The sequence below is a fragment of the Dysosmobacter sp. Phy genome (assembly GCF_054476235.1).
The window spans coordinates 483,626-510,442 of the sequence record NZ_CM136997.1 but is presented as its reverse complement, the minus strand read 5'-3'; the positions used below and the strand labels follow the sequence as shown (position 1 = coordinate 510,442).

26 protein-coding genes, 1 tRNA gene and 1 other RNA gene are annotated in these 26,817 nt (G+C 63.7%); 20 read left to right on the top strand and 8 right to left on the bottom strand.

What is annotated here, in order from left to right:
• Positions 1 to 54 precede the first annotated feature (54 nt).
• From tnpA to ACVDHE_RS02510, 3 genes are all read right to left on the bottom strand, one after another.
• Positions 55 to 534, bottom strand: coding sequence for an IS200/IS605 family transposase (gene tnpA, locus ACVDHE_RS02520; protein WP_087270007.1), 480 nt, complete (start codon positions 532 to 534; stop codon positions 55 to 57).
• Positions 535 to 774: 240 nt separating this feature from the next.
• Complete coding sequence (locus ACVDHE_RS02515; RefSeq protein WP_458885486.1) at positions 775 to 1,209, bottom strand: ATP-binding cassette domain-containing protein; 435 nt, start codon at positions 1,207 to 1,209, stop codon at positions 775 to 777.
• Positions 1,210 to 1,702: 493 nt separating this feature from the next.
• Positions 1,703 to 1,778, bottom strand: a tRNA-Ala gene (locus ACVDHE_RS02510).
• Positions 1,779 to 2,049: 271 nt separating this feature from the next.
• Here ACVDHE_RS02510 and ffs point away from each other — a divergent pair.
• The 4 genes from ffs to ACVDHE_RS02490 all read left to right on the top strand — a co-directional run bounded on the left by ffs (position 2,050) and on the right by ACVDHE_RS02490 (position 6,154).
• Positions 2,050 to 2,149: signal recognition particle sRNA small type (ffs, locus tag ACVDHE_RS02505), an RNA gene on the top strand.
• A 41-nt stretch (positions 2,150 to 2,190) separates the two neighbouring features.
• On the top strand, positions 2,191 to 3,924 hold the full coding sequence (gene dnaX, locus ACVDHE_RS02500; protein ID WP_458885485.1) for a DNA polymerase III subunit gamma/tau: 1,734 nt from the start codon (positions 2,191 to 2,193) through the stop codon (positions 3,922 to 3,924).
• A 16-nt stretch (positions 3,925 to 3,940) separates the two neighbouring features.
• Complete coding sequence (locus tag ACVDHE_RS02495; protein ID WP_213039469.1) at positions 3,941 to 4,303, top strand: YbaB/EbfC family nucleoid-associated protein; 363 nt, start codon at positions 3,941 to 3,943, stop codon at positions 4,301 to 4,303.
• Between the two features lie 66 nt (positions 4,304 to 4,369).
• The gene (locus tag ACVDHE_RS02490) at positions 4,370 to 6,154 is read left to right on the top strand and encodes a DUF4127 family protein (protein ID WP_458885484.1); all 1,785 of its coding nucleotides are present in this window, start codon (positions 4,370 to 4,372) and stop codon (positions 6,152 to 6,154) included.
• A 70-nt stretch (positions 6,155 to 6,224) separates the two neighbouring features.
• Here the strand turns inward: ACVDHE_RS02490 and ACVDHE_RS02485 are convergent, their stop codons facing one another.
• Complete coding sequence (locus ACVDHE_RS02485; protein WP_418725271.1) at positions 6,225 to 6,992, bottom strand: hypothetical protein; 768 nt, start codon at positions 6,990 to 6,992, stop codon at positions 6,225 to 6,227.
• Positions 6,993 to 7,325: 333 nt separating this feature from the next.
• Between ACVDHE_RS02485 and ACVDHE_RS02480 the strand changes: the two genes are divergently transcribed.
• The 5 genes from ACVDHE_RS02480 to ACVDHE_RS02460 are packed head-to-tail and all read left to right on the top strand — an operon-like array spanning position 7,326 to position 11,356.
• The gene (locus ACVDHE_RS02480) at positions 7,326 to 8,384 is read left to right on the top strand and encodes an FAD:protein FMN transferase (protein ID WP_458885483.1); all 1,059 of its coding nucleotides are present in this window, start codon (positions 7,326 to 7,328) and stop codon (positions 8,382 to 8,384) included.
• Positions 8,368 to 8,769, top strand: coding sequence for a NusG domain II-containing protein (locus ACVDHE_RS02475; RefSeq protein WP_213039465.1), 402 nt, complete (start codon positions 8,368 to 8,370; stop codon positions 8,767 to 8,769). The genes ACVDHE_RS02480 and ACVDHE_RS02475 overlap by 17 nt, the downstream gene beginning before the upstream one ends.
• A 10-nt stretch (positions 8,770 to 8,779) precedes the next feature.
• Positions 8,780 to 9,295 (top strand): Gx transporter family protein, encoded by a 516-nt coding sequence (locus ACVDHE_RS02470; protein WP_458885482.1) that lies wholly within the window; start codon positions 8,780 to 8,782, stop codon positions 9,293 to 9,295.
• 4 nt (positions 9,296 to 9,299) lie between these two features.
• A complete protein-coding gene (locus ACVDHE_RS02465) occupies positions 9,300 to 10,370 on the top strand; it encodes an AAA family ATPase (protein WP_458885481.1) in 1,071 nt (356 codons plus the stop codon).
• Positions 10,367 to 11,356, top strand: coding sequence for a 2-hydroxyacid dehydrogenase (locus tag ACVDHE_RS02460; RefSeq protein WP_458885480.1), 990 nt, complete (start codon positions 10,367 to 10,369; stop codon positions 11,354 to 11,356). The genes ACVDHE_RS02465 and ACVDHE_RS02460 overlap by 4 nt, the downstream gene beginning before the upstream one ends.
• Before the next feature lie 116 nt (positions 11,357 to 11,472).
• Here the strand turns inward: ACVDHE_RS02460 and ACVDHE_RS02455 are convergent, their stop codons facing one another.
• Positions 11,473 to 12,750, bottom strand: coding sequence for a glycosyl hydrolase family 18 protein (locus tag ACVDHE_RS02455; protein ID WP_325225859.1), 1,278 nt, complete (start codon positions 12,748 to 12,750; stop codon positions 11,473 to 11,475).
• 336 nt (positions 12,751 to 13,086) lie between these two features.
• Between ACVDHE_RS02455 and ACVDHE_RS02450 the strand changes: the two genes are divergently transcribed.
• The 11 genes from ACVDHE_RS02450 (at position 13,087) to ACVDHE_RS02400 (ending at position 23,022) form a co-directional block, all read left to right on the top strand.
• Complete coding sequence (locus tag ACVDHE_RS02450) at positions 13,087 to 13,539, top strand: Na+/H+ antiporter subunit E (RefSeq protein WP_458885479.1); 453 nt, start codon at positions 13,087 to 13,089, stop codon at positions 13,537 to 13,539.
• Between the two features lie 2 nt (positions 13,540 to 13,541).
• Positions 13,542 to 13,868 (top strand): monovalent cation/H+ antiporter complex subunit F, encoded by a 327-nt coding sequence (locus ACVDHE_RS02445; protein ID WP_213039459.1) that lies wholly within the window; start codon positions 13,542 to 13,544, stop codon positions 13,866 to 13,868.
• Positions 13,858 to 14,181, top strand: a complete 324-nt coding sequence (locus ACVDHE_RS02440; protein WP_213039458.1) for a cation:proton antiporter — start codon at positions 13,858 to 13,860, stop codon at positions 14,179 to 14,181. The genes ACVDHE_RS02445 and ACVDHE_RS02440 overlap by 11 nt, the downstream gene beginning before the upstream one ends.
• A complete protein-coding gene (locus tag ACVDHE_RS02435) occupies positions 14,178 to 14,429 on the top strand; it encodes a hydrogenase subunit MbhD domain-containing protein (protein ID WP_213039457.1) in 252 nt (83 codons plus the stop codon). Before ACVDHE_RS02440 ends, ACVDHE_RS02435 begins: the two co-directional genes overlap by 4 nt.
• Complete coding sequence (mbhE, locus tag ACVDHE_RS02430) at positions 14,422 to 15,318, top strand: hydrogen gas-evolving membrane-bound hydrogenase subunit E (RefSeq protein ID WP_418725301.1); 897 nt, start codon at positions 14,422 to 14,424, stop codon at positions 15,316 to 15,318. Before ACVDHE_RS02435 ends, mbhE begins: the two co-directional genes overlap by 8 nt.
• A gap of 45 nt (positions 15,319 to 15,363) precedes the next feature.
• Positions 15,364 to 15,726 (top strand): sodium:proton antiporter, encoded by a 363-nt coding sequence (locus ACVDHE_RS02425; RefSeq protein WP_213039820.1) that lies wholly within the window; start codon positions 15,364 to 15,366, stop codon positions 15,724 to 15,726.
• On the top strand, positions 15,726 to 17,240 hold the full coding sequence (locus tag ACVDHE_RS02420) for a complex I subunit 5 family protein (protein WP_213039455.1): 1,515 nt from the start codon (positions 15,726 to 15,728) through the stop codon (positions 17,238 to 17,240). Before ACVDHE_RS02425 ends, ACVDHE_RS02420 begins: the two co-directional genes overlap by 1 nt.
• A 34-nt stretch (positions 17,241 to 17,274) precedes the next feature.
• Complete coding sequence (locus tag ACVDHE_RS02415; protein WP_458885478.1) at positions 17,275 to 18,726, top strand: complex I subunit 5 family protein; 1,452 nt, start codon at positions 17,275 to 17,277, stop codon at positions 18,724 to 18,726.
• Positions 18,727 to 18,766: 40 nt separating this feature from the next.
• Entirely contained in the window at positions 18,767 to 20,254 is a 1,488-nt protein-coding gene (locus ACVDHE_RS02410) for a complex I subunit 5 family protein (RefSeq protein WP_458885477.1), read from the top strand.
• A gap of 16 nt (positions 20,255 to 20,270) precedes the next feature.
• Positions 20,271 to 22,214 carry a complex I subunit 5 family protein gene (locus tag ACVDHE_RS02405; RefSeq protein WP_458885476.1) on the top strand — a complete coding sequence of 648 codons (1,944 nt, stop codon included), beginning with the start codon at positions 20,271 to 20,273 and terminating at the stop codon, positions 22,212 to 22,214.
• 79 nt (positions 22,215 to 22,293) lie between these two features.
• Entirely contained in the window at positions 22,294 to 23,022 is a 729-nt protein-coding gene (locus ACVDHE_RS02400; RefSeq protein ID WP_458885475.1) for a ZIP family metal transporter, read from the top strand.
• Between the two features lie 104 nt (positions 23,023 to 23,126).
• Here ACVDHE_RS02400 and ACVDHE_RS02395 read toward each other — a convergent pair whose 3' ends face one another.
• From ACVDHE_RS02395 to ACVDHE_RS02385, 3 genes are all read right to left on the bottom strand, one after another.
• Positions 23,127 to 24,635 (bottom strand): carbon starvation CstA family protein, encoded by a 1,509-nt coding sequence (locus ACVDHE_RS02395; RefSeq protein WP_458885474.1) that lies wholly within the window; start codon positions 24,633 to 24,635, stop codon positions 23,127 to 23,129.
• Between the two features lie 230 nt (positions 24,636 to 24,865).
• A complete protein-coding gene (locus tag ACVDHE_RS02390; RefSeq protein ID WP_418725232.1) occupies positions 24,866 to 25,573 on the bottom strand; it encodes a response regulator in 708 nt (235 codons plus the stop codon).
• 15 nt (positions 25,574 to 25,588) lie between these two features.
• Positions 25,589 to 26,653: a sensor histidine kinase gene (locus ACVDHE_RS02385; RefSeq protein ID WP_458885473.1), complete on the bottom strand. Its 1,065-nt coding sequence runs from the start codon at positions 26,651 to 26,653 to the stop codon at positions 25,589 to 25,591.
• Positions 26,654 to 26,817 lie beyond the last annotated feature (164 nt).

The following is a 26,817-nucleotide window of genomic DNA, read 5'->3' as shown; positions in this document are numbered from 1 at the left end:
GAAAGGTTTGCCGACTGCATTTCTTTCTCGGGCTTACCCCTTAAGGGGTTCTTTTTACGCCTTCTTGTTCTCGCGACCCGTAAACGGGTCCACAAACTCTTTCAGTCCTATCTGGTCTGCGATTTGATCTGATGCCAGTTGGTTTCGGATATACTCTGCTATCTGCTTTTTATTCCGCCCCACTGTATCCACATAATACCCTCTGGCCCAAAAGTGCCGATTTCCGTACTTATATTTCAGATTTGCATGCCGATCAAATATCATCAGACTACTTTTTCCTTTCAAGTACCCCATAATCTGTGATACACTGTACTTGGGCGGGATACTTATCAGCATGTGTATATGGTCTGGGCACGCTCTGGCTTCTATGATTTCTACACCTTTTTGCTGACACAGTTTTCTCAATATCACTCCTATATCCTGTTTTATCTGTCCATATATCTCCATCCTTCGATATTTGGGCGCAAATACGATGTGATATTGACATCTCCAACTTGTATGCTCTAAACTACTTATGTCTTTGTCTTTCACGATGAAGACCTCCCTGTTATCGTAGTTGTGTGGTCGGCAAACCACTTCTACCTTATCAGGGAGTTTTTTCTTTTTCTACTCTTCTCCTCGCTTTAAGCTATTTTTTACCCCCGGCTTAGCCGGGGGTTGCCTTTGGTACCACCAAAGGCAAGGAGAGGGGCGCGCCGATAGGCGCGCCCCTCTCCTTGGAACATTGCAACAAGACGAATCCCGGCATGTTCCGGCGGATAAAATGAGAAATTCCTAGGGCAGTTCTGCCAACAGTTCATTCGTCCCCAGAGCCTCCAGCTCTGCGGGGTCGTGTGTGACCAGCAGTACGGTTTGCCCAGCGCAGCGGCGCCTGGTGTCCTCCATGACCAATTGCCGTGTTTCTTGGTCCAAGCCCCTGAAGGGTTCGTCCAAGACGAGGAGGTCATAGTCAGCCAACAGCCCGCGGAGGATCGCCACCCTGCGCCGCTGTCCGCCGGACAGCTCCCGCGCGGGTTGGCCGATGCAGTTCGCCAGTCCCACTGCCTTCATGGCGTTTCTGGCATCTGCCCGGCTCAGCATGGGAGCTACCAGGCGCAGGTTGGACACACCGTCCAACTGGCCACACAGCCGATCTTCCTGAAATACCGCGCTGAGGCGAATACCGTCCAGACCGTCGATCCGGCCGCTGTCCGCCTGCTCCAGCCCCATGAGGATCCGCAGCAGCGTGGTTTTCCTGCGCCCGAAGGGGCCATCAGCCCAGTGACGCGCCCGGCCGCCAATGTACCGGATACATTCCGCAGTACCGCCTTTCCCCTGAAAGACTTTCACAGTCCGCGAATCACGATATCCTGCATGACTTACATCCTCTCCAGATATCGGGCAACCAGCTTGAGCAGCGACAAAAAGAATCGTTCAAAGACAAGACTCACCAGTACGATCACCAGCGTCCAGGCAAACAGGTCCGGCGTGTCCAGATAGACCTTATACTTGGATATGAATCATTCATTTCCAGATCTTTTCGGCTTTTCCCAAGGGGCGGAGGACAAAAAATAATGATTGTTTCTGGTGTTATGAACAGCGGATGCGAACGGAGCGGGGGGCTGGTACGGAAAATAGGGCAGAAACGGTTGAACTGCAGGCCCGCAATTTTTACAAAAAAGTCGCAAAAAATCCGTGAAACTTATGGTTTCACGGATTTTTCTGGTGGACCTAATCGGGATCGAACCGACGACCTTACGGATGCGAACCGTACGCTCTCCCAGCTGAGCTATAGGCCCATATTTGGTTGTTTTGTATATTTTAACTTTATCTGCTTGTGCAGTTTGCTGTTTTGGCCGGGCCTGTGTTATGTTGCGCTGGTTCTCCCAGCTGAGCTACGGGCCCATAGATGACGCCGCATGATTTTGGCTCAGCGGCAAATGATATTATACCATAATTTTTCCCGTTGTAAAGCCTGATTTTTTCTCAGCAAAAAAATTTCTGTTGCCAATTCCGTTTTCGTATAGTAAAATGGGGAAGCTATGAATTGCTCCTCCGCAGACAGCTGCGGAACCGGTCTCGCGCAATGGGGCCCCGTGAACCATGTCAGGCGGGGAACCGAGCAGCATTCAGCGGGATGTCCCATGTGCCGCGAGGGTGCCGGTTCCGCAGCTGTCCGCGGAGGAGTGTTTTTGACCCGGAGGTGTTGGCGTGTACCAGGCGTTGTATCGAAAATGGCGGCCCAGGACGTTTTCCGACGTGATCGGCCAGTCCCATATCACCGAGACCCTGCAAAAGCAGGTGGCGGAGGGCCGCACCTCCCACGCCTACCTCTTCACCGGCACCCGGGGTACCGGCAAGACCACCTGCGCCAAGATCCTAGCCAAGGCCGTCAACTGCGAGGCGCCGGTGAACGGCGACCCCTGCTGCCGCTGCCCGGCGTGCCTGGGCATTGAAAACGGCAACTTCCTGGATGTGCTGGAGCTGGACGCCGCCTCCAACAACGGCGTGGATCAGGTCCGGGCCCTGCGGGATGAGGCGGTCTACGCCCCCGCCAACGTGAAAAAGCGGGTCTACATCGTGGACGAGGTCCACATGCTGTCCACCCCGGCCTTCAACGCCCTGCTGAAGATCCTGGAGGAGCCGCCGGAGCACCTGATGTTCATTCTGGCTACCACGGAGCTGCACAAGGTGCCCGCCACCATCCTCTCCCGGTGCCAGCGGTTCTCCTTCAAGCGCATCATGCCCCGGGACATCGCCGGACGGCTGGAATACGTGGCGAAGCAGGAGGGCATCGGTCTCACCGCCGACGGCGCCGAGCTATTGAGCCGCCTGGCCGACGGCGCCCTGCGGGACGGACTGAGCCTGCTGGACCAGTGCGCCGCCGCAGGCGGCACTGTGGACAGCCGGTCCGTGCTGGATGCCCTGGGCCTGGCGGGCAATCTCCAGACCGCCCAGCTGCTGGAGCGCGTCCTGGCCCGGGATGCCAAGGCGGCGCTGCTGCTGCTGAACCAGCTCTACGCCGGCGGCAAGGACGTGGGTGCGGTGCTGGGTGAACTCAGCACCCTGGTCCGGGACCTGCTGCTGCGGCGGACCGCGCCGGAGGGCGGCGCTGCGCTGCTGTCCGGCGGCTATGACGACGCCACGCTGGACCGGCTGGGGAAGGAGACCTCCGCCGCCCGGCTGATTTATCTCGCCACCATGCTGCAAAAGGCGGGGGCCGACCTCTATTACAGCGCCAACCGCCGCACCGACGCGGAGCTGTGCCTCCTGCGGCTGTGCGACGAGAGCCTCTCTGGAGATCTGACGGCCCTGGAGGCCCGGATCCGCCGGCTGGAGGACCGCGCCGCCCGGGGTGGGATCGCCCCTGAGACGGCAGTGCAGAAGGCCGCGCCTGCGGTGCAGGCGGAGACGGCTGCCCCAAAGGCTGCCCCCGCGGCGCCCGGGGCGCCGGAGGAGGCGCCTCCCTGGGACGAGCCGCCTCTGCCGGAGGAGCCGCCCATGCCGGAGGAGCCCGGCGCCCGGGTGTTCGACGTACCGGAGGACCGGATGGCGCCTGCCGTGCCTGCGGCCAGCGCTCCGGCGGCCCCGCCGGAGGAGCCCGGCAAAAAGGCAGCCCCGGCCGCCGGGGACAGCGCCTGGTGGCGGACCCTGGCGGAGACCTGCAAGGGAAGGCTGCCGGTGATGTACCGGGCGTTTCTGGACATGTGCGCCGGCCAGCTGGAGGGAGACGTGCTCACCGTGTGGGCTCCCGATGAGATCACCTACGGCCGGTTGGACAACGACCGGGTCCGCACCGCCCTTTTGGAGGAGGCGGCCCGGAGCGCGGGAACGCCGGTGCGGCTGGTGCTCAAGGTGGGGGAGGCCCCCAAGGCCGCGCCTCAGGAGAATTTGAAAAACCTGCTGAAATTCGGCAGTCAGTTCGACAACATCGAAATCAAGTAAAAAGGAGCAAATGACCATGGGATACAGTGCAAGACGGGGCTTTACCAACGGAAAGGTGTCCGGCGCCCAGCGTCAGGCCGAGATGCAGGCCAAGATCCAGCAGATGCAGGAGCAGATGAACGCCGCTCAGGAGGCCGTGGAGGCCCAGGAGTTCACCGCCAGCGTGGGCGGCGGCGTGGTGGAGGCCAAGGTCAACGGCAAGAAGGAGGTCCTCTCCGTCACCATCAAGCCCGAGGCCGTGGATCCGGAGGATGTGGAGATGCTCCAGGACCTGGTGGTCTCCGCCGTCAACGAGGCCCTGCGCCAGGCAGGCGAGGCCATGGAGAAGAGCATGAGCGGCGTCACCGGTGGACTGGACCTGGGGGCTTTCGGCCTCTGAGCTGCCGGCAGCGGAAATCAGACAGCGGGGCCGTGGGCCCCGCTTCTTTCAAATATGGAGAGACGTATGAACAGACGATTTTTGACGGTGATCCTGGCGGTCACCCTGCTGGCGGGCTGCGGGCCTATCAGCACGGAGCCGGTGGACCAGGAGAGCGCCCCGGCGGATGAGCCGGTGATCGCCTACGTGCCCCTGGACGACCGGCCCGACAACGAGGAGCGGGTGGTGTACCTGGCGGACTCCCTGGGCTACGAGCTGCTGCTGCCGGAGCGGGACGACTACCAGACCCGGCTGGACGGCCAGCCGCTCAATGAAAACGGCACCCAGTACGGCGACCGGGCGGACCTGTATGAGTGGGTCCTGGCCCGGGAGGCGGAGGGCTGCGACCGCTACATCCTGTCGGTGGACCAGCTGCTCTCCGGGGGGCTGGTCAGTTCCCGGAGCATGGCCGGGGAAAACCCGGTGACGCTGTCCGACGGCCGGACGCTGAGCGAGGCGGAGCTGCTGATGGAGCTGCTGGGCGTGCTGGCCGCCGATGAGAACAATCAGGTGTGGCTGCTGGACACGGTGATGCGCCTGGCGGCCACCACCGGGTACGGCGGCTTCGGCCTCAACGAGTACAATGCCCTGCGGACCTACGGCATGGCCGCCCGGCCCCATCTGACCGGGGCGGAGCTGACGGTGGAGAACATCGTGGCGGACTATCCCCTGGGCGCCGACGGGCAGGTCATCCGGGCCGAGGCGGAGGAGCCGCTGCCGGAGGGCGCCGTGGAGGGATACCTGGCGGCCCGGGAGCGGAAGCTGCGGCTGAGCCAGACGCTCTTCGATGCCCTGCCGGGCACGGAGGGGCGGTTCCACGTGCTGGTGGGTATCGACGACTCCTCCGAAGAGGACAGCATCCAGAAAAATGAGATCGCCTATCTGCGCAGCCGCCTCCGGGAGGGAGACGCGCTGCTCTCCGGCGTGGACGATCTGGCCTTCAAGGCCGTGGCCCGGCTGTATTTGGACGAGTGCGGCTGGGAGGGGGCGGATGTCAGCGTGGAGTATTTCGGCGGCACCCAGGACCAGCCCGCCTGTGCCTACGACTATCAGCCCCTGACCGCCATCATGGCCGAGCACTTTGACTTCTTTGATCTGAGACCGGCGGAGCCGGGAGCGGCAGAACTGCGGATCCTGGTGCTGACCCAGCCTGCTGACGAGACGAAGAAGGACGACTATATCCAGGCGGTGGTCCGGGAGCTGGAGGGAGACTCCGCTCAGACGCCCACGGTCCTGATCGACGCCGGCAACGGCACCTACGGCACCGCTTTCCACGAGGCGTTGACTGAGAAGGTGCAGCTGGGGCGCCTGCTGAGCTATGCGGGCTTCCTGGACATGGCCATCGTCACCGGCACGGCTCTGAGCCACGGAGTGGCCCGGTACGCCTTCCTGCGCCACGGGGAGCAGACCGACGCCACGGAACGGGCCTTCCTGCGGACCGTGGCGGACAGTGTTCTCAAGGACTTCTGCTACAAGAATGTGGTGCGCAACGACATTTTGAATTTTGTCCGGAATGATCTGGGCGGCAATGCCGACAACTTCTGGACCCCGGATATCGGCCGGGACGCCGTGCTGGAGCGGCTGGAGAGCGGCATGGCCGCCGCCACCGCGGACGTGATCGCAAATCTGGAGCGGAGCAACTTTATCTCCGCCCTGCCCTCCGCCGGGGAGTACGCCGAGCGGGGCTGGGGCGGCGTGGAGCTGACCAACTACCGCTTTCCCTGGGACCGGGCCTTCGAGATCGGCATGGACATCCGGCTGGGAGACTTCACGGAGCCCCACAAGCAGGTCCTGGGCATTTACTACCAATAATCAAACAGCGTATAAAAAGCGGAGGTCTGTGGATATCCACAGACCTCCGCTGATGGTTTTGAGAGAAGTCTTACAGCTGCTTGACCGTGTAGTACACCGCAAGGATGAACACCACCAGGGCCAGGGCCCACATGGCGTAATAGGCCACGGTGGTATTGAACAGAGCCACGGCCACCGCCACGAAGGACAGGCCGCAGGCGGCGTAAATGGGAAGCGCGTCGGCATTGGCGGGCAGGATCTGAAGCTTGCCCAGCATACCGTGGCTGCGGTCGGCCTTGCGGATCAGCAGCGCTGCCAGCACCAGGACCACCAGGTAAACCACAGAACCGGCCAGAGCCAGCTTGCTGAGCAGTCCGGCGCCGCCCAGCAGGTGACGGCAGACCCACAGCACCATCAGGGACAGGGCCAGAATGGTCAGCGCCCAGGCACACTCCCGATCGTAGAGCTGCCACAGGATGCCAAGCAGCATGGCCGCGGGGACCACTACGCACAGCACGGTCAAAGCAGAGCCGCCCAGAGTCCGGACCAGCAGGGCAGAAAGGGCCAGAAATACGCCGGCGGCGAAGATCGCCCAGCCCAGGCGGGACTTTTTCGGCTGCTTCCGGGTGGACAGCGCCAGGATCAGTCCCGCAGCCAGCACCACAACGCCCGCGATCATCACATACAGCAGAGCGGTGTGGCAGGCCAGCAGCTGATAGATGGTACCGGAGACATAGAAACGGCGGATCACCAGCAAATACAGTTCCGCAACGCAGCCCGCCAGAAACAGCTTCATAGCGCCGTTCATGGGTTCGTCACGCTTGACAGACTTGGAATTACGATTGGGATTTTTTGACATATATGGTAACCTCCAGGGCTTTTGTTTCGGAAATGCCCGCAGTGAAAAAAGCCGTTCGCCGCCGACATACTGTGATAGTATAGCAGACTTCGCCTGCTTTTGCAAGGAAAACCGAAAGGCTTTTTTGATTTTTACGGGAGGTCCGCCGGTATTACCCTGCGCCGGTGGCGGGCAGTTTATGCATGTTGACACCACCGGCTGGAAAAACGGGACCATGGTGGGGCACCGGACGGCGGAAATGGGGATTGACGGTTGAGAAGTGGGGCGGAAGGTGCTATACTATTTCATTATGAAAATTTCCGCCCGGAGGCGGACAGACTGAGGAGAACGCTCATGAAAAAAATTTGCGCGCTGCTGATGGCGCTTCTGCTGAGCCTGAGCGCCGGATGCGGCACCATGGCCCCGGACGAGGCCCAGGAGAGCATCCAGGTGATTGCCATGGACACCGCCATGATCTTCACCGCCTACGGCGTCAACAGCACCAAGGCCGACTATGCCGCCGAGGAGGAGGTCTACCGGCTGGAGGCCATGCTCTCCCGTACGGATGAGGAGAGCCAGGTGGCCCGGCTGAACAGCCAGGGCACCGCTGATATCGACGCGGAGCTGTGGGAGCTGATCGAGACTGCTATGGCGTACAGTGAGGCCACCGGCGGCGCCTTTGACATCACCGTCGCACCGGTGCTGCTGGCCTGGGGTTTTACAACGGACGAATACCAGGTGCCCTCCCAGGCGGAGCTGGAGGTGCTGCTGCCTGCGGTGGGGGCGGAGCATATCCGCTGCCTGGGGGAGAATGCCGACGGCACCGTCTCCGTGGCGCTGGACCCGGGCACCCAGATCGATCTGGGCGCCATCGGCAAGGGCTACGCCTCCGACCGGGTGGCGGCCATTTTTGAAGAGTATGAGGTCCCCCGGGGGCTGATCCGCCTGGGCGGCAGCGTGCTGGCCATCGGCGACCGGCCCGACGGGGAGGCCTGGCGGGTGGGCATCCAGGATCCCCGGGACCCCGACAACGCCGAGGCCTTTGCCGCCGTGCTGAACCTGACCGACGCCTACGCCGTCACCTCCGGCAGCTACCAGCGGTATTTTGAGCAGGACGGGAAACGCTATCACCATATCATTGACCCCGCCACCGGCTGCCCGGCGGACAGCGGCCTCACTTCCGTGACGGTGGTGACAGATGGTACCCAGGGAAACGGCACTCTGTGCGACGCCCTGTCCACCGCATTGTTCGTCATGGGGGAGGAACAGGCCCTGGACTTCTGGCGCAGCGGCGTGTACGACTTCCAGCTGGTGCTGGTGACGGAGGACGGCCGGGTGGTGGTCACCGACGGGCTGACGGACGAACTGACAAAGGTGGAGGGAAATGGGTACACCTATGAGACGGTCTCCTGAGCTGCGGCCCGGCCTGTGGGACGGGGCGGTGGTGCTGGCGGTGGTGCTGCTGGCGGCGGCCTGCGCCCTGGCGCTGTGGGGCCGGGGAGGCGGCAGCGCTCTGACGGCGGTGATCTCCGTGGACGGAACGGAGACGGAGCGGATCGCCCTGGCGGGCCTGCCGGAGACGGAGCGGGTGGTGGAGAGCAGGGGCTATACCCTGCACGTCCACCTGACGGAGACAGCGGTATGGGTGGAGTCCTCCGACTGTCCCACCCAGGACTGCGTCCGCACCGGCCATATCTCCCGGGGCGGGCAGAGCATCGTGTGCCTGCCGGCCCGGGTGATCGTGTCCTTGGAGGGCGGAGAGCCGGCGGAGAGCGGCGTGGACGCCGTGATCGGATAGGAGGGGCGCCATGAAGTGGACCACAAAGCAGCTGACGCTGTGCGGGGTGCTGACGGCCCTGGCCATGGCTCTGAGCTATATGGAAAACCTCTTCCCCCTGACCCTGGCCATCCCCCTGCCGGGGGTGAAGCTGGGCCTGGCCAACATCGTGACGGTGTTCGCCCTGTATGCCCTGGGGACGGCGCCGGCCTTTTTGATCCTGATCGCCCGGTGTCTGCTGGGGGCCATGTTCGCCGGGAATATGAGCGCGCTGATCTTCTCCCTGCTGGGCGGCGTGGCCGCTATGGCGGTCATGGCGGGGCTGAGCCGCCTGGGGCGGCTGAGCGTGTACGGCGTGTCCGTGGGCGGCGCGGCGGCCCACAACTGCGGCCAGGTGGCCGCAGCGGTGCTGACCCTGGGCAATACGGCGCCGCTGTACTATCTGCCGGTGCTGCTGGGGGTGTCCCTGCTGACCGGGGCCCTGACGGGGCTGGTCAGCGCCTGCTTGTTCCGGGCGCTGGCCCATACGGATCTGATGAGAGGGTGAACACATGGCGGACAACCACAAAAAGGACGAGATCATTCTGCAGCAGCTGGAGGTGATCCGCACCATGACGGAGCACAACCTCAGCCGCATGGGATCGGATTTCTGGGGCGCGCCGGCCCCGGCGCCGGGGAGCGGCGCGCCGGAGAGCAAGACTGCCGCGCCGGAGGCGAAAGCGGACGGCGGGACGGAGAAGGCCGCAGAGGCTGCGGCGGACGGGACCGACCAGGCGGCGCCGCCTCCAGAGAAGCTGGAGGACCTGCAGGCGGAGCTGGACGGCTACATCGGCCTGGCGCGGGTGAAGCGGGAGGTCAAGACCCTGGTCAATCTGGTGAAGGTCCACCAGATGCGGAAGGAGAACGGCCTGCCGGAGACGGAGATGAGCCTGCACATGGTGTTCTCCGGCAATCCCGGCACCGGCAAGACCACCGTTGCCCGGATCATGGCCCGAATCTACCACGCTCTGGGCATCCTGTCCAAGGGGCAGCTGGTGGAAACGGACCGCAGCGGCCTGGTGGCGGGCTATGTGGGCCAGACCGCCATCAAGACCCGCAAGGTACTGGAAAAGGCCCTGGGGGGCGTGCTGTTCATCGACGAGGCTTACGCGCTGAACGGCGGCGGGGACAACGACTTCGGCCAGGAGGCCATCGACACGGTGCTCAAGTATATGGAGGACCACCGGGACGATCTGGTGGTGATCGCCGCCGGGTACGACGGGCTCATGGACCAGTTCATCCGCTCCAACCCCGGCCTGGAGTCCCGGTTCAACCGCTTTTTGCACTTTGACGACTATACCCCCCAGGAGATGCTGGAGATCTTCCGGATGCAGTGCCGGAAGGGCTGCTATGAACTGGATGAGGACGCCGCGGCGGCGGTGCAGGAGCTGATCGCCCGGGAGAACACGGACCCGGTGTCCTTCGGCAACGCCCGGGGCGTGCGGAACCTCTTCGAGCGGGTGCTGGTGTGCCAGGCCGACCGGCTGGCCCGGCAGGAGACCGTGCGGCGGGAGGACCTGATGCGCCTGACGGCGGAGGACGTGCGCCGGGCGGGCGAGACGGAGAGGGAGGATGCGCAATGAAGGTGTTGATCCTGGCGCCCCAGGCGCGGTATGACCAGTACGGCCCGGCGCCGGAGGCGCGGGAGGGCCTGGAGCTGGTCTTTCGGGACCGCACCGGCACGGAGGCGGAGTGGCTGGCCGCCGGCGCCGACGCCGAGGTGCTGGTGGTGACGCCGGTGACGGCGGTGACGGAGCAGCTGATCGAGCGGATGCCGAAGCTGCGGATGATCCACAGCGAGGGTGTGGGCTACGACCGGATCAACCTGGAGGCGGCCCGGAAGCGGGGCATCTGGGTGTGCAACAACGCCGGGTGCAACGCCGACGCCGTGGCGGAGCTGGCGGTGACGCTGATGAGCATGCTGCTGCACCGGACGCTGTGGGGCGACCGGATGATGCGCCAGGGCCGCCACGCCGAGGCCATCCGGACCCTGGAGGGGGATATCCCGCCGGATCTGAGCGTGTCCACGGTGGGGCTGGTGGGATTCGGCAACATCGCCCAGGCCACGGCCCGGCGGCTCCGGGTCAACGGCAGCCGGGTGTTTTACTACGCCCGGCACCGGCGTGATCCGGAGACGGAGGCGGCCCTGGGGGCCGGCTATCTGCCCCTTCTGGAGCTGGCGGAGCAGTGCGACATCATCAGCCTGCACCTGCCGGCCACGGCGGAGAGCCGCCACCTGCTGGACGAGACCTTTTTTGCCCATCTCAAGCCCGGGGCCTTCCTGGTGAACACCGCCCGGGGCGCCGTCATCGACGACGAGGCCCTGTGCGCCGCCATGCGGTCGGGACGGCTGGCCGGGGCGGCGCTGGACGCCTATGAGCCGGAGCCCGCCGGGGCGGACCACCCCCTGGTGCATCTGGCGGCGGAGTTCCCGGACCGGATGATCCTGTGCCCCCACCAGGGCGGCGTCAACCAGTCGGCTTACCGCCGGGTGGTGCAGATGATCTTTGAGAACCTGGAGACGCTTCGGGCGGGCCGCCGGCCCGACCGGGTGGTCAACGGACTGTGAGAACAACCAGGCGCCGGAGCGGATGTTTTCCGCTCCGGCGCCTGTATGCGTTGGCGGGGACTGCCCGCCGGTGCGGAAGCGGGGAGGCGCCCTTTTGGGGCGCCTCCCCGTTTCCTTTAGTCCGCGATGTCGTAGAGGGAGGCCGTGGTCAGCCAGGTCTGGGAGAAGGGGCGCATCAGGTTCCAGAAGCCGCCGCCCAGAAGTCCGTACTCCGCAATCAGTTCCAGCTTGGCCGCAAGGCTCCGGGCGTCCTCGAACCAGACCTCGTGGACGGCGCCGGAGTCCCCGGTGTAGTGGAAGAAGGGGGATTGGGCGGTCTCATCGTACTGGATGTCGATGCGGTGGGCGATGGCCAGTTCAATGGCCCGCTGGTTGGAGATGGACTGGGCCCGGGTCTCCCCCCGGACGAAGGGCAGGGGCCAGTCGTAGCCGTAGTTGGGGATGCCCAGCAGGATCTTGGACGGCGAGATGGCGGTGACCGCATAGTCCAGCACCTGCCGGACGTTGGGCAGGGGTGCCACCGCCATGGGAGGGCCCGCGGTGTAGCCCCACTCGTAGGTCATCAGCAGAACGCCGTCCACCGCCTCGCCCACGGCGGCGTAGTCGTGGCCCTCGTACAGCAGGCCTGCCTGCCGGGCGGAGGTTTTGGGGGCCAGGGCCGCCCACAGGAAAAAGCCCTGGGAATGGAGCAGCCGCCGCAGCCGGGCCAGGAATTCTGCATAAGCGGCGGCCAGGGTGCCGGGCAGATACTCAAAGTCCACATCCAGCCCGGCGTAACCCCGGCGGCGGAGGGTTTGCAGGACCTCCGAGATCAGCTGGGTCTGGACCGCCTGGTCCGTCAGCACCAGAGCGCCCCGCTCCGTGTCGAACTGGCCGTCCTCTGTCAGGGTGGACAGGTGCATCACCGGCCGGACGCCCCGCTGTCGGGCGGCGGCGAGCAGAGCGTCGTCCGCCAGGGGCAGCAGGCCGCCGGAGGCGGTGATGCCGTAGGTGAAGGGAGCCAGATAGCTGAGATAGGGCAGCTCCGAGGCCAGGAGGGGAGGGTCAATGGTGGGATAGGCATAGCCGCTGAAGAGGGCCGATCGAAACGGCTGGCCGAAGTAGGAGATCACCAGGGTCTCCCCGGGCCGCAGGTCCGTGCCGCCGCCCAGGGGCCAGTTGTTCTGCCACAGCCGCCGGACCGTGGTGCCGTAGGCTGCTGCCAGGGAGAAGAGAGTCTCCCCTGGACGGATCACATGGACGGTCTCGGGAAAGCGAACCACCAGGGTCTGTCCCACCGCCAGGGCGCCGTCGGCGCCTACGTCGTTGTCGGCCGCCAGACGGCGGGCGTCCACGCCGTACTGCGCGGCAATGGAGGTCACGGTGTCGCCGGGCCGGACCACATGGATGTTCATTTGCACATCACCCCTTTTTTGCAAGCCTATGCGGTCCCCGCGGCAGATATGAGGAGAACGGACCGGGGAGATGCCGGGAGAGCTGGGAAAAAAACGCAGGCGGCAGAATTTTTTCTTGCGTTTTGCCGGCCCATCCTGTACCATAAATGCAGATGATACTTCCGCCGGGACGCTTCTGCCGGAGCGATGGCGGAGCGGGACCGGCATTGTTAGTTTTTTAACGAGTTGGAGATGACAGACGACGCCCCCCGTATGTGGCCGCTGCTGCTTGGATGCGCGCGGCGGGACGGGGCGGGCGTTGTTTTTTTGACTGGAAATGGAGAGGAGGGACGCGGCGTGTTCGTGCTGTTTTTCCTGCTGTGGCTGCTGATGACCGGGGAAGTGACGGTCCACGCCTGTCTGTGGGGGCTGGCGGTGTCCGCGGCCATGACCTGGTTTTGCTGGAAGTTTCTGGACTACCGGATGTCCCTGCCCCGGCCGGGGCGGCTGTGGGGCTGGGCGCGGTATCTGGTCCGCCTGCTGGCAGAGATGCTGAAGGCCGGCTTTGTGGTGATGCGCCTGGTGTACACCCGGGGCCGGAACATGCGGCCGCTGCTGGTGTGGTACAACACGCCGCTGAAAGCCGACCGGGAGCGGGTGATCCTGGCCAACTCCATCACCCTCACCGCGGGAACCATCACCGTGACTGCGGAGGACGGACGCTTCTGCGTCCACGCCCTGGACGCGTCGCTGGCGAAGGGGATCGAGGACTGCGACTTCCAGCGGAGGCTGGAAAAGATGGAGGCGTGAGCATGGAGCAGGTGAGAGGTGCGCTTTTGATCTTCAGCGCCATCGTTTTGGCGGCGCTGATGCTGGCCACGCTGGTCCGCGCCATCCTGGGGCCCCGGTTCACCGACCGGATCATCGCCGTCAACGTCATCAACACGCTGGTGGTGGCGGAGATCGTGCTGCTGTCGGTGTGGATGGAAGAGGACTTCCTGGTGGATGTGGCGCTGCTGTACGCGCTGCTGAGCTTTCTGACCGTGGTGGTGGTCTCCCGGCTGGTGCTGACCCGGCGGAGGAAACAGCTGGAGAAGGAAAAGCGGGAGAGAATGGGAGGCGGCGTCCATGGTGCATAACATTGCGACGGTGATCGGCCTGGGACTGCTGCTGTTCGGGCTGTTCGTGTTTTTCTCGGCGGTGCTGGGGCTCTACCGCTTCGGCGACGCCCTGAGCCGGATGCACGCTGCCGCCGTGGGCGACGCCCTGGGGATCTTCTGCATCCTGGCGGGGCTGATGGTGCTCCACGGCTGGTCGCTGTCCGGGGCCAAGACGCTGCTGGTATTTTTGTTCTTGTGGCTGACCAGCCCCGTGTCCAGCCATCTCATCGCGGAGATGGAGGTCATGACGGTGGCGGAGATCGAAAAGGAATGTGAGGTGGAGGTGCGATGATCCTGCTGGAGTACATCCTGCTGATCGGCGTCATCGCCTGCGCCGTGGCGGCGCCCCTGTGCCGCCGCCTGCTGGCTATGGTGATCGTGTACATGGCCATGTCTCTTTTGATGGCGGTGCTGTGGAGCCTGCTGCAGAGCCCCGACCTGGCCATCACCGAGGCGGCGGTGGGTGCGGGCGTTACCAGTATTCTGTTTTTCCTGACCCTCAAACGGATCCACGCGCTGAAAGGAACGAAGGATGGCTGATCGGAAGGAACAAGAGAATTGGAGAGAAAAGCTGACCGCCTGGGTGGACGGGGACCGGGAGCCGAAGGACCAGTCGCTGTTCGTCATGGAGCAGCGGCCGCCCCGCTCCTTCCGGCCCAGCGATGAGGAGCACGAGCGCCGGGAGAAGCATCGGCTCCACCGGTTTTTCAACTGGTATCCCCTGGCCGCCGGGGCGCTGTGTCTGGTGCTGGTGGGGATCATGATGGCGGCGGTGCTGACCATGCCGGTGTTCGGCGATGAGGACAACCCCACCAACAACGAGGTCGCCGAGCACTATCTGGAGTACGGCAGGGAGGAGACCGGCTCGGCCAACGCCGTGACGGCCATGATCCTCAGCTACCGGGGCTTCGACACCCTGGGGGAGAGCTGCGTGCTGTTTTTGGCGGTGACGGCGGTGATGATCCTGCTGCTGCGGGATCGGAACAACACCTCGGAGATGGATGCGGCCAAGCAGACCCGGGAGGACGCCATCGCCGCGGGGCATCAGGACCCCATTTTACGGCAGGTGTCCTGGCTGCTGGTGCCCTTCATCTTCCTGTTCGCCATCTATGTGCTGCTCCACGGTGAGGAGTCGCCGGGCGGCGGCTTCTCCGGCGGGACGGTGCTGGGGGCGGGACTGATCCTGTTCTCCGCCGCCTTCGGCCACCAGAACATCCGGGCCTTCATGGACCGGCGGACCTATGCGGCGGTTCGGACCTGCGGACTGCTGCTGTACGCCCTGCTGTACGGCGCGTATATCTTCATCGGCGCCAACGGACTGCCCAACTACCTCACCGGCATGGTTTTGCTGATCGACCTGGCGGTGGGGCTGGTGGTGGCCTGCACGGTATACGGATTTTACGCCCTGTTCTCCCGGGGGGAGCTGTGACGGGGCGGCTATGACGAGAGAGAGGGGGAGACGCCTGTGCTGGAGATGGTTTTGCAGAACCGCTTTGCCGTGACCGCGGTGATCCTGTTCGGTGTGGGGCTGATGAACATGCTGCTCCAGCAGAACCTGCTGCGGAAGGTCGTGGGCTTCAACATCATGGATTCCGCTGTGTTTTTGCTGCTGGCCTCCCTGGGCTACATTGACGGGGGCACCGCGCCCATCGTGGGGGATCAGGGCTTCGATCCCCTGTACATCAACCCCATCCCCAGCGGATTGGTGCTGACGGGCATCGTGGTTTCCGTGTCCATCACCGCCTTTTCCCTGGCCCTGATCCAGCGGATTTACCGCCGCTACGGTACCATCGAGCTGCGGGAGCTGCTGGAGCGGGCCCGGAAGGAGGACGACTGATGCGGCCGCTTGTGGAGAATTTTCCCTTTCTGTCCATCTTCCTGGCTATCGTGGCGGGGATCCTGTGCGCCACGCTGCGCCGGGGAGCCCTGGCCTACCGGTTGACCCTGGCGGTGGCTCTGACCGCGGCGCTGCTGAACGCCGCGGTGCTGGAGTATACCTACCTGGGGGATCTCAGCTTCACCTACACCATGGGCCGGTTCGTGGCACCCTACGGCAACGCCATCAAGTGCGGGCCGCTCCAGGCGCTGCTGGCCGCCGCCTTCTGCGTGGTGCTGGCCATGTCCCTGGTGGGGGGACGGCGGGACCTGTTCCACGACGTCCTGCCGGAAAAGCAGCGGTTCTACTTCGTCATGGTGAACCTGCTGACGGCGGCGCTGCTGGCCCTGACCTACACCAACGATGTGTTCACCGGCTATGTGTTCATTGAGATCTGCACCATTGCCTCCTGCGCCCTGGTCATGGCCAAGGACAACGGGCCAAACCTTATCGCCACCATTCGCTATCTCTTCATGAGCCTGCTGGGATCAGGGCTGTTCCTCATCGGCCTGGCCCTGCTCAACAGCATCACCGGCTATCTGCTGATGCCCTCTTTGGCAGAGGCCGTGGCAGAGCTGGCGCAGACCGGACGGTATCACCTGCCCCTGACCGTGTCCATTGGCCTGATCGTGGGGGGCCTTGGCATCAAGAGCGCCATGTTCCCCTTCCACCTGTGGCTGCCGGACGCCCACGGCGGCGCCACCACCGCCTCCTCCGCCATGCTGTCGGGGCTGGTGCTCAAGGGCTACATCGTGCTGCTGCTGACGCTCATTGTCCGGGTGTTCAGCTTGGAGCTGATGGCGGAGATGGGTGTCATGAACGTGATTTTGGCCTTCGGTCTGCTGGGGATGATCTTCGGGTCTCTGGGAGCCATGCGGGAGCGGCACATCAAGCGGATGCTGGCCTACTCCTCTGTGGCGCAGATCGGCTACATCTTTATGGGCATGGGTTTGGGAACCATGGCGGGGCTCACTGCCTCCTGCTTCCACATTCTGGTCCACGCCTGCTGCAAGCCGCTGCTGTTTGCCTGCGCTGGACGGCTCAGCGCCGTCAGCGGGCACCACAAGAGCCTGCGGAACCTCCGCGGCAGCGCCTTCCGGGACATCGTGGCGGGACTTGGGTTCACAGTGGGCGCACTGTCCATGATCGGTATTCCGCTCTTCGGCGGGTTCGTCTCCAAGCTCTACTTTGCCAGCGCATCCCTGCCCACCAACAAGACGGCGCTGACCCTGCTGACCATCGCTCTGTCCACAGTGCTCAATGCCCTGTATTACGTGCCGGCTCTGCTGGCCATCTGGGTGCGGCCTCCCGCCGAGGAGGAAAAGGCCCTGCTGGCAGATGTGGCGCCGGGGGATCTGGTTGCCGATCGCTCCTTTACCGCCGCTGCGGCAGTGCTGACAGCGGGGATCTTCGCGCTGGGCATCTTTTATCACCCTGTTTTGAATGTGATCGAGGCCGGGCTCCGGCTGACCTGATGAGAAATTTTGAGAATGTGAGAGGACTGCGCCCATGGTGCTGCTGCTGCCGATCCTGGTGCCTCTGATAGGCGGGATCTTTGTGTTCCGGCAAAAAAGTGAACAGCTCCGTGACCGGCTGGCCCTGACGGTGATCCTGGCTACGGCGGTCCTGGCAGCGGTGGCGTGCCTGCTGCCGGAGCGGCGGCTGGTGCTGCTGACCATCCAGGGGGCGCTGCACCTGGCGCTGCGGACCGACGGCCTGGCCCGGTTTTTCATGCTGCTTTGCGTCTGCATCTGGGTGCCGGTGCTGCTGTTCGCCTTCCCCTATATCCGCCACGCCGGCCGGGAGCGGCAGTTCCTGGGGTTCTACACCATGACCCTGGGTGTGCTGATGGGCCTTGCCATGGCGGCTAACTTCGTGACGCTGTACATGTTCTTTGAGGTCATGTCCCTGATCACCGTGCCGCTGGTGCTGCACACCTCCACCGCCGCTGCCCGGCGGGCGGGGTTCAAGTACCTGGGCTATTCGGTGTTCGGTGCCGGCATGGCTCTGATCGGGTATTTCTTCGTGGCCTACTATCTGGCGGCGCCGGACTTCGCCCCCGGCGGCGTCATGGATCCGGCCCGGTCCGCCCAGCACCGGGAGCTGCTGCTGGCGGCATACTGCCTGATGATCGTGGGCTTCGGCGCCAAGGCGGGCATGGTGCCCATGCAGGCCTGGCTCCCCTCCGCCCACCCGGTGGCTCCGGCACCGGCTTCCGCCGTGCTCTCCGGCGTCATCACCAAGGGCGGCGTGCTGGCGGTGATCCGGGTCACCTACTACATGTTCGGGCCGGAGTTTCTCCGGGGCAGCTGGCCCCAGTATGTGCTGCTGACCCTGGCGCTGACCACGGTGTTCGTGGGGTCCATGCTGGCCTACCGGGAAAAGCAGCTCAAGCGGCGGCTGGCCTACTCCACCGTGAGCCAGGTGTCCTATGTGCTGTTCGGACTGCTGCTGCTGACCCCGGCCGGAGTCCAGGCGGCCATGACCCAGATGATCTTCCACGCCGTGGCCAAGGACGCGCTGTTCCTGGCGGCGGGCGCCATCATCTTCTCCACCAACTACACACGGGTGGACCAGCTGCGGGGCATCGGCAAGCGGATGCCGGTGACCATGTGGTGCTTTACCCTGGCGGCGCTGTCCCTGATCGGGATTCCCCCCATGGCGGGCTTTGTCAGCAAGTGGTATCTGGTGTCGGCAGGACTGGAGGCGCCGGTGGGGCCGTTCAGCGCGGCGGGAATGGCGGTGCTGGTGGTGTCGGCCCTGCTGACGGCGGGATACCTGCTGCCCATCGTGACGGACGGTTTTTTTCCTGGAAAGGACTATATCGCCGAGCGCAGGGAAGTGGGGCCCTGGATGAGCTGGCCCCTGGTGGCCTTTGCCGCTGCGGCGGTGGTGCTGGGCCTGGTGCCCGGCGCGGTGACCGGATGGCTGGGGGAGCTGGCTGGAGGACTGTTTCCGTGAGGGAGCGGCCCTGGAATTTTTGTGAGAGGAGGGAGATCGGATGCACCGGTTTTTGACGCTGCCTATTCTGGTGCCCATGCTGCTGGGTTTGGTGCTGCTGGTGGCGCAGCCCAAGGACCGCCGGGTCCGAAGCATCTATGTGACGGCCTCCGCCCTGGTCACTTCCGTGCTCTCCTTCCTCTGTATCCTGATCACCTATGCCAAGGGATCTGCCGCCCTGGCCTGTATCCTGGTGCGCTTTTCCGAGAGCTTCTCCATCTCCCTGCGGATCGACGGGGCCTCCATGGTGTACGGGGCCATCGTGTCCTTCCTGTGGCCGCTGGTGACGGTGTACGCATTGGACTACATGTCCCATGAGGGCCATGAGAGCCGCTTTTTCAGCTTTTGGCTCATGGCCTACGGTGTGGTGCTGGGCATCGCCTACTCCGAGGACTTTTTGTCGCTGTACTTCTTCTATGAGCTGCTGACCCTGGCCACGCTGCCGCTGGTCATGCACGCCATGGATGAAAAGGCCCGGTACGCCGGGCGCAAATACATCATCTACTCCCTGTCGGGGGCGGCCTTTGCCTTTATCGGCATTGTGTTTTTGCTCAACTACGGCGTGGGGCATCTGAACTTCACCTACGGCGGTGTGCTGGACCCGGCCCGGGTGGCCGGCAGCGAGAGTACGCTGCTGGTGGCCTTTGTGGCGGCCTTCTTCGGCTTCGGCGTCAAGGCGGCGCTGTTCCCCTTTCACGGCTGGCTGCCGGACGCCTCCGTGGCGCCCACGCCGGTCAGCGCCCTGCTCCACGCAGTGGCGGTGGTGAAAGCAGGCGCCTTCGCCGTGCTGCGGCTCATTTACTTCGGCTTCGGGGCGGACTTCCTGTGGGGGACCTGGGCACAGACCGTGGTCATGACCGCCACCATCATTACCATTGTCTACGGCTCTGCCCGGTCGCTGCGGACACCGCACCTGAAGCGGCGGCTGGCCTTTTCTACCGTCAGCAACCTCTCCTATATCCTCTTTGCCCTGACGCTGATGAGTCCGGCGGGGCTGGTGGGCGGCATGACCCACATGGTCTACCACGCCTTCACCAAGATCACCATGTTCTGCTGCGCCGGCGCCATTTTGCACCAGGGGCGGGAGTATGTCTACGAGCTGGAGGATTTCGGCCGGGTGATGCCGGTGGTGTTCGGCACCTTCACGGTGTCCTCCTTCGCTTTGATCGGTGTGCCGCCCCTGGGGGGCTTTGCCGGAAAGTGGATGATTGCCGAGGGGGCGGTGGCCTCCGTCAATCCCCTGGCCTACGCGGGCCTGGGGGCGCTGATCCTGTCCACGCTGCTGACCACGCTGTATCTCATCACCATCGTGGCCCGGGCCTATTTCCCCATCGGGGAGCTGGACCGGGCGGCGCTGGACCAGGTGCGGGACCCGGGCTGGGCCATGAAGGTCCCGCTGCTGGCCCTGACGGCCTCCGGCGTTCTTCTGGCGCTTTGCTCCGACCTGGTCATCGGCTTTTTGCAGCTGGTGGGCCAGGGCGTGCTGTGAGGAAGGGGGAGAGACGATGGCGCAAGGATTGATGCTGTTTCTGATCCTGTTCCCCATGGCCATGGCGCCGGTGGTGTTCCCCCTGCGGCGCCGGGACCGGGGCCTGCGGGACCGCTTTATCCAGCTGGTGCCGCTGGCGGAGCTGGCGGCGGCACTGGTGCTGCTGTTCCTTCCGGCGGCGGCGCTGACCCTGCCGGGTGTCTGCGGTCTGGGCCTCCACTTTACCGCCGGGAGCCTGGGACGGCTGCTGGCGGCAGTGGCGGCGGCGCTGTGGGTGGGCACCGGCGCGGTGTCCCCGCCCTATTTTGCCTCCGCCGAGGGCTGCAACCGGTATTATTTCTTCTGGCTGCTGACCCAGGGGGCCCTGATGGGCGTGTTTCTGGCGGGAGATCTCTTTACACTGTTCGTGTTCTTCGAGATGATGTCCTTCACCTCTTACGTGTGGGTGGCGCAGAATGAGACGCCCCAGGCCCTGCGGGCCGCAGAGACGTATCTGGCGGTGGCGGTCATCGGCGGCATGACGCTGCTGGTGGGTCTTTTGTGGCTGGGCCACCTGCTGGGGTCCCTGGAGTTTGCCCGGCTGCCGGAGCTGGCCGCTGCAGTGGCGGCGGAGGACCGGTGGGAGCTCTACGGGGCCGGGGCCTGCTGCCTGGTGGGCTTCGGCGCCAAGGCGGGCATGTTCCCCCTGCACATTTGGCTGCCCAAGGCCCATCCTGTGGCGCCGGCGCCGGCGTCGGCGTTGCTCAGCGGCATCCTGACCAAGAGCGGCGTGTTCGGCGTGCTGATCGTGTCCCGCTTTTTGTTCTGGGCCGACGTGCCGTGGAATAGAGTGATACTGGTCCTGGGGACCGTGACCATGGCCCTGGGGGCCGTGCTGGCGCTGTTTTCCATCGACCTCAAGCGGACCCTGGCCTGCTCCTCCATGTCCCAAATCGGGTTTATCCTGGTGGGCGTGGCCATGCAGGGGTATCTGGACGGGGAGAACGCCCTGGCGGCCTGGGGCACCGTGCTGCACATGCTCAACCACAGCCTCATCAAGCTGGTGCTGTTCGTGGCGGCGGGTGTGGTGTACGTGAATACCCACACCCTGGACCTCAACGCCATCCGGGGCTGGGGCCGCAACCGCCTGTGGCTGAAGGGGACCTTCTTCGTGGCGGCGGCCTCCATCGCCGGTGTGCCGGGCTTTTCCGGCTACGTCAGCAAGACGCTGCTTCACGAGGGCATCGTGGAGTACATCCACCTGCTGGAGCACGAGGGGCTCTCCGCGGCGCCGTTCCAGGCGGTGGAGTGGATCTTCCTGATCTCCGGCGGTCTGACGGCGGCCTACATGACCAAGCTGTTCGTGGCGATCTTTGCCTCCCCCCGGGCGGTGGGACAGCGGATCGGCGTTCGGGAGTATATGTCTTCCTGGACCCAGGCGGTGCTGTGCTGCGGCGCGGCGATACTACTGGGGCTTGGCGTGACGCCGGGACGGACCATGGAGCCCATTGCCCGGTGGGCCGCGGCCTTTTTGGCGGCGGACGAGGGCCACGCCGTCCACTACTTCACCTGGGTCAATCTCAAGGGCAGTTGCATCTCCCTGGGGATCGGCGCGGCGGTGTATCTGCTGGTGGTGCGGCAGCTGCTGATGAAGCAGGAGGGCAGCGAGCGGGTCTATGTGGATCGCTGGCCCGCCTGGGCAGATCTGGAGGACCGGGTATACCGGCCCGTGCTGAGGGGACTGGCCTTCACTGGTGCCCTGTTCGCCCGGATTCTGGCCTCTTTGGGAGACCTGGTGGTGCTGGTCGGAGAGCGGATCCTCTTCACCAAGGCGCCGGGCATTTTCGTGCCCAAGCGGAACGAGGACTTCGGCGTGTACGGCAGAAAGCCCCGGCGGTTCCTGGTGGAGGAGACCTTCTCCTTCGACCTGCTGCTGTCCGGCCTGGGATTGGTGATCCTGCTGATTTATATTCTGATCTGAGGCGCAGAGGCGCCATACGAAAGCGGGAAGCGGCGGAAGCTGCCTTCCCGCTTTTGTACGCTTTGAGGGAGGTAGAGGAATGTTCTGGACAGCGGTGGCGGCCACAGGGCTGGCGGGGATCGGCGGTACGGGCCTGGGAGGCGGGATCGCGTGTTTGCTGCGGCGAGACTCGCCCCGGATGGTGAGCCTGCTGCTGAGCTTTGCTGCCGGGGTCATGACGGCGGTGGTGTGCTGCGACCTGCTGGCGGAGGCTGTGGGCGCCGGTGGGCGAATGGGATTGGCCCTGACTGCGGCGGCGGTGCTGGCGGGACATGGGGCCGTGGAAGGGTTGGAGCGGCTGCTGGAGCGGCGGGGCGCCCATGGCCTGGCCGCTGCCGGAGCAGCGCTGGCAGCGGCGGTAGCTCTGCACAATGTGCCGGAGGGCATGGTGATCGGGGCGGCCTTTGCCTCCGGAGGCAGGGAAGGCGCCGGCGGTGTGGCTTTGGCGGCTGTGATTGCCCTGCACAACATTCCGGAGGGCATGGCAGTGGCTGGGCCACTGCGGGCCGGGAATCTGCCCCGGATCTGGGCCTTGGCCGCTGCGGCGGCAACAGGTATGCCCACTGTGGCCGGTGCGGCGCTGGGATATCAGATGGGGACCCTGGGGCCGGTGGGACTGGCGGTGACGCTGGGATTCGCCTCCGGCGCCATGCTGTATGTGGTGTTTGGAGAGCTGCTGCCGGAGGCACTGACACTCTGGCAGTCACGGATGCCGGCCTTGGCTGCCGTGTTGGGCATTGTGACTGGACTGATGGTAGTGTATGCATAGTGAGAACATGAAAAAAGCCCCGCCGCACAAGTGCGGCGGGGCTTTTTGCGGCATGCTCCCGCAAACGAGAATGCGGAGAGCTGGAAAAGGGGAGATGAAGAATCTTATTTTGCCAGGACGCTGGCGCGCTTCTTGCCGTACCAGATGATAACAGCCACATACGCAACAGCGGCCGTGACGCCGATCACATAGGCGGCGGTCCAGGGGATGTTGAAGCCGATCTTGGCGTTGGCAATGTAAGTAACGGTGATGAAGGTGTACCAGGCGCCGGGGATCAGAGGCACCCACACGAAGTTGCCCTTCTTGTTCTCGAACATCCAGATGGAGATGGCCAGGAAGGCAAACAGAGACAGGGTCTGGTTGGACCAGGCGAAGTAACGCCACAGGATGTTGAAGCCCTCAGCATTCACCTTGGCGAACACCAGGATCACAGCCACCAGGGCGAAGATGATGGCGGACAGGCCCAGGCGCTTGCTGTTGCTGCTCTGGTCGATGTGCAGGGTTTCGGCCACGGTCAGGCGCAGGCCGCGCAGAGCGGTGTCGCCGGAGGTGATGGGCAGAACCACAATGCCGATCAGGGCGATGACGCCGCCCACGTTGCCCAGAATATCCTTGCAGACCGCGATAACGGTGCCGGTGGCGCCGGCGTTGGCAGCCTGGATGCCCAGGTTGTAGATGCCCATGGCGGCAGCGGCCCAAACCATGGCGATGAAGCCTTCCAGGATCATCATGTTGTAGAAGGTCATGCGGCCCTGCTTCTCGCTCTTGACCGTACGGGAGATGATGGCGGTCTGAGTGGAGTGGAAGCCGGAGAGGATGCCGCAGGCCACGGTCACAAAGAACACGGGCAGGAAGTGGCCGGTGGCGAAGTACTCACCGTAGCTGAAGGGAGCGGTGCCGCCGTCAGCGGTGGTCTGGAAGGCGCTGAAAGCGACGCCCTGCCAGTCGTCCCAGATGTTCAGCAGAGGATAGCCGTGAGCGAACAGACCAATGAACACGCCCAGGGCGGAGAACATCAGGATGGCGCCGAAGACGGGATAGATGCGGCCGATGATGGCGTCGATGGGGAACACGGTGGCGATCAGATAGTAGGCGAAAATGCAGCCATAGATCACCCAGGTGGACACGGAGGTGGCGGCGCCGTCAAAGCCGAAGATGCCGGTGGCGGCGATGTCGCCGGGGGTGTAGATGAACACGGCGCCCACCAGCAGCAGAAGCAGGCAGACGAACACGTTGTACACGCGGTAGACACCCTTGTTGGAATACTTGCGGATCATGGAGGACATCTGGCTGCCGCCGTCACGCAGGCAGATCATGCCGGAGAAATAGTCGTGCATAGCACCGCCGATGACGTTGCCGATGGGGATGGTGATGAAGGCGATGGGCCCGAAGAGGATGCCCTGAATGGGTCCGAAGATGGGGCCGGTGCCGGCGATGTTCAGCAGGTTGATCAGGCTGTTCTTCCAGCCTCTCATGGGAACGTAGTCCACGCCGTCCTGCTTGGAATAAGCAGGAGTCTCACGGTCGTCGGGGCCAAAGACTTTTTCGCAGAACTTGCCGTAAATAGCGGCGCCTACGAACAAAATCACGAGGCCCAGAATAAATGTTGCCATAAACACACACTCCTTTTTCGCATTGTGCCTCGAAGGACGTCTCGTTTCGCCCTCCTATCACAGTATATACGATAGCAGATTTTTTGAGGAGCGGCCGTTAAGGAATGGACAATTTAATTTAGATTGCATAAGAGATTTAATCGATTGCGTTAAGAAATCGTTAACAAGACAGAAAGCCGCCGCCACGCTTTTTGCGTGGCGGCGGAATAAAATCGGGTGCGTGGAGAGCGTCATTCTCCCTCGGCCATGCGGTAGCCCACGCCCACTTCTGTAAACAGATACTCCGGCTCGGCGGGGTTTTTTTCAATCTTGCGGCGGATATTGGCCATATTGACCCGGAGTATCTGGTTGTCACCGCTGGCACGGGGGCCCCACAGCTCCTTGATGATGAAGTCGTAGGTCAGGACCTTGCCGGCATATTTGCCAAGAAGCGCCACGATCCGGAACTCGCTGAGAGTCAGATGGACGTTCTCCCCCCGAACCAGGACCTGATGCTTGTTGTAGTCAATGACCAGCTCCCCCACAGAGTAGGTGCCGTTGCGGGCAATCTCATCGTTGCCGGAGGCGGTGCGGGTGTGGCGGATGGCGGTGCGGACCCGGGCCAGCAGCTCGTCGGTGCCGAAGGGCTTGGTGAGATAGTCGTCGGCGCCCAGGTCCAGGGCATCTACTTTATCCCGCTCGTGGGAGCGGGCGGAGACGACCACCACCGGAAGGCTGGACCAGGAGCGCAGCTGGCGCAGAATGTCCAGACCGTCCATATCCGGAAGGCCCAGATCCAGAATGATCAGGTCCGGGCAGTGGGAGGAGATCATGGACAGGGCCTCTGCGCCGGTGCGGGCCTGCATGGCCTCGTAGCCGTTGGAATTGAGTACAGCGGAGATGAAATGAGAGATGCTCTTTTCATCTTCAATCACCAGAATTTTTTCCCGGATGTTCATAAGTCAGGTTCCTCCTCAGGCAAGGGGCAGACGGAAAGAGAATTCCGCGCCCTCAGACAGATTGTTGGCCTCCATAGTGCCGCCGTGGGCCCGGACGATCGCCAGGCACACGGAAAGCCCCAGGCCCATATTTCGTTTGCCGTCGCCGGCACTGGTCTCGCTGTGCTTGAGACTGCCGTCGAACAGAGTGGGCAGAACTTTGGCGGGGATACCACCGCCGTTGTCCCGGACGGAAAAACGGGCGTGGTCGCCGTCCGGCCGCACGGACAGGGTGATATGTGTGGTGTGGATCCCGTGAAGCGCTGCGTTTTCCAGCAGGTTGGAGAGCACCTGCTCCACCAGGATGGGGTCCATAGGCACCAGCAGCAGTTCCTCCGGCGCCCGGACCTCCACTGTGATTCCCGGGAACCGTTTGCGGAATTTCCGCACCGCTTCTCCCAGAACTTCTTCCGCCGCTTCCGGCTGCTTGGTGATATGGGCCTGAGTATCTCCCATGCGGGTAATGGACAGCAGATTTTCTACCACCCGGATCAGCCACTGGGCATCGTCCCTGGCATCCTTCAGCAGCGTCTGCTGCTCCTCCGCGGACAGACCCGGATTTTCCAGCAGAGTAGAGGTGGCCCCCACGATGGAGGTCAGAGGGGTGCGGATATCGTGGGAGACTGAGCGCAGCAGATTGGCCCGCATCTTCTCCTTTTCCCCCTCGGCCCGCAGCCGCTCCTGCTGCTTGATTTGAGTGGTCAGGGTGCTGGTGATGACTGACACTGCCAGAAAGGTCAAAAAGGTGAGGGGATAACCGGAGAGTGTGAAGTTGAAGGCCCAGTAAGGCGAGGTGAACACGTAGTTCACGCAGATGACGCCTGTCACTGAGGCGATGAGTCCATAGAGATAGCCGGAGGTCAGACGGGAGACCAGCAGCACCGCCAGGACGAAAATGGGAGAGGCGAAGCCATCGCTGGTGTCGCCCATCTGCAGCAGGATACAAAACTCCAGGGCGCACAGCAAGATGCCGGCGGAGATCACCAGGTCCCGCCAGGAAAAGGGGAACAGCCGCGCGGAAAGGGATTTATTGGATTTCAAGGGGATGCCTCCTTGTCCGCAGCACCGGCAGAGGCGGGCTGCTTCTACAGCATCTATCATATCAGAAAATGAGTTAAATTTCCGCTAAAAAACTTAACAAAAAGCAAGCACAGCCCTCAGCCGTTTTGACAAAGACCTAACAAAGGGGCGGAGGATTTTCGCGG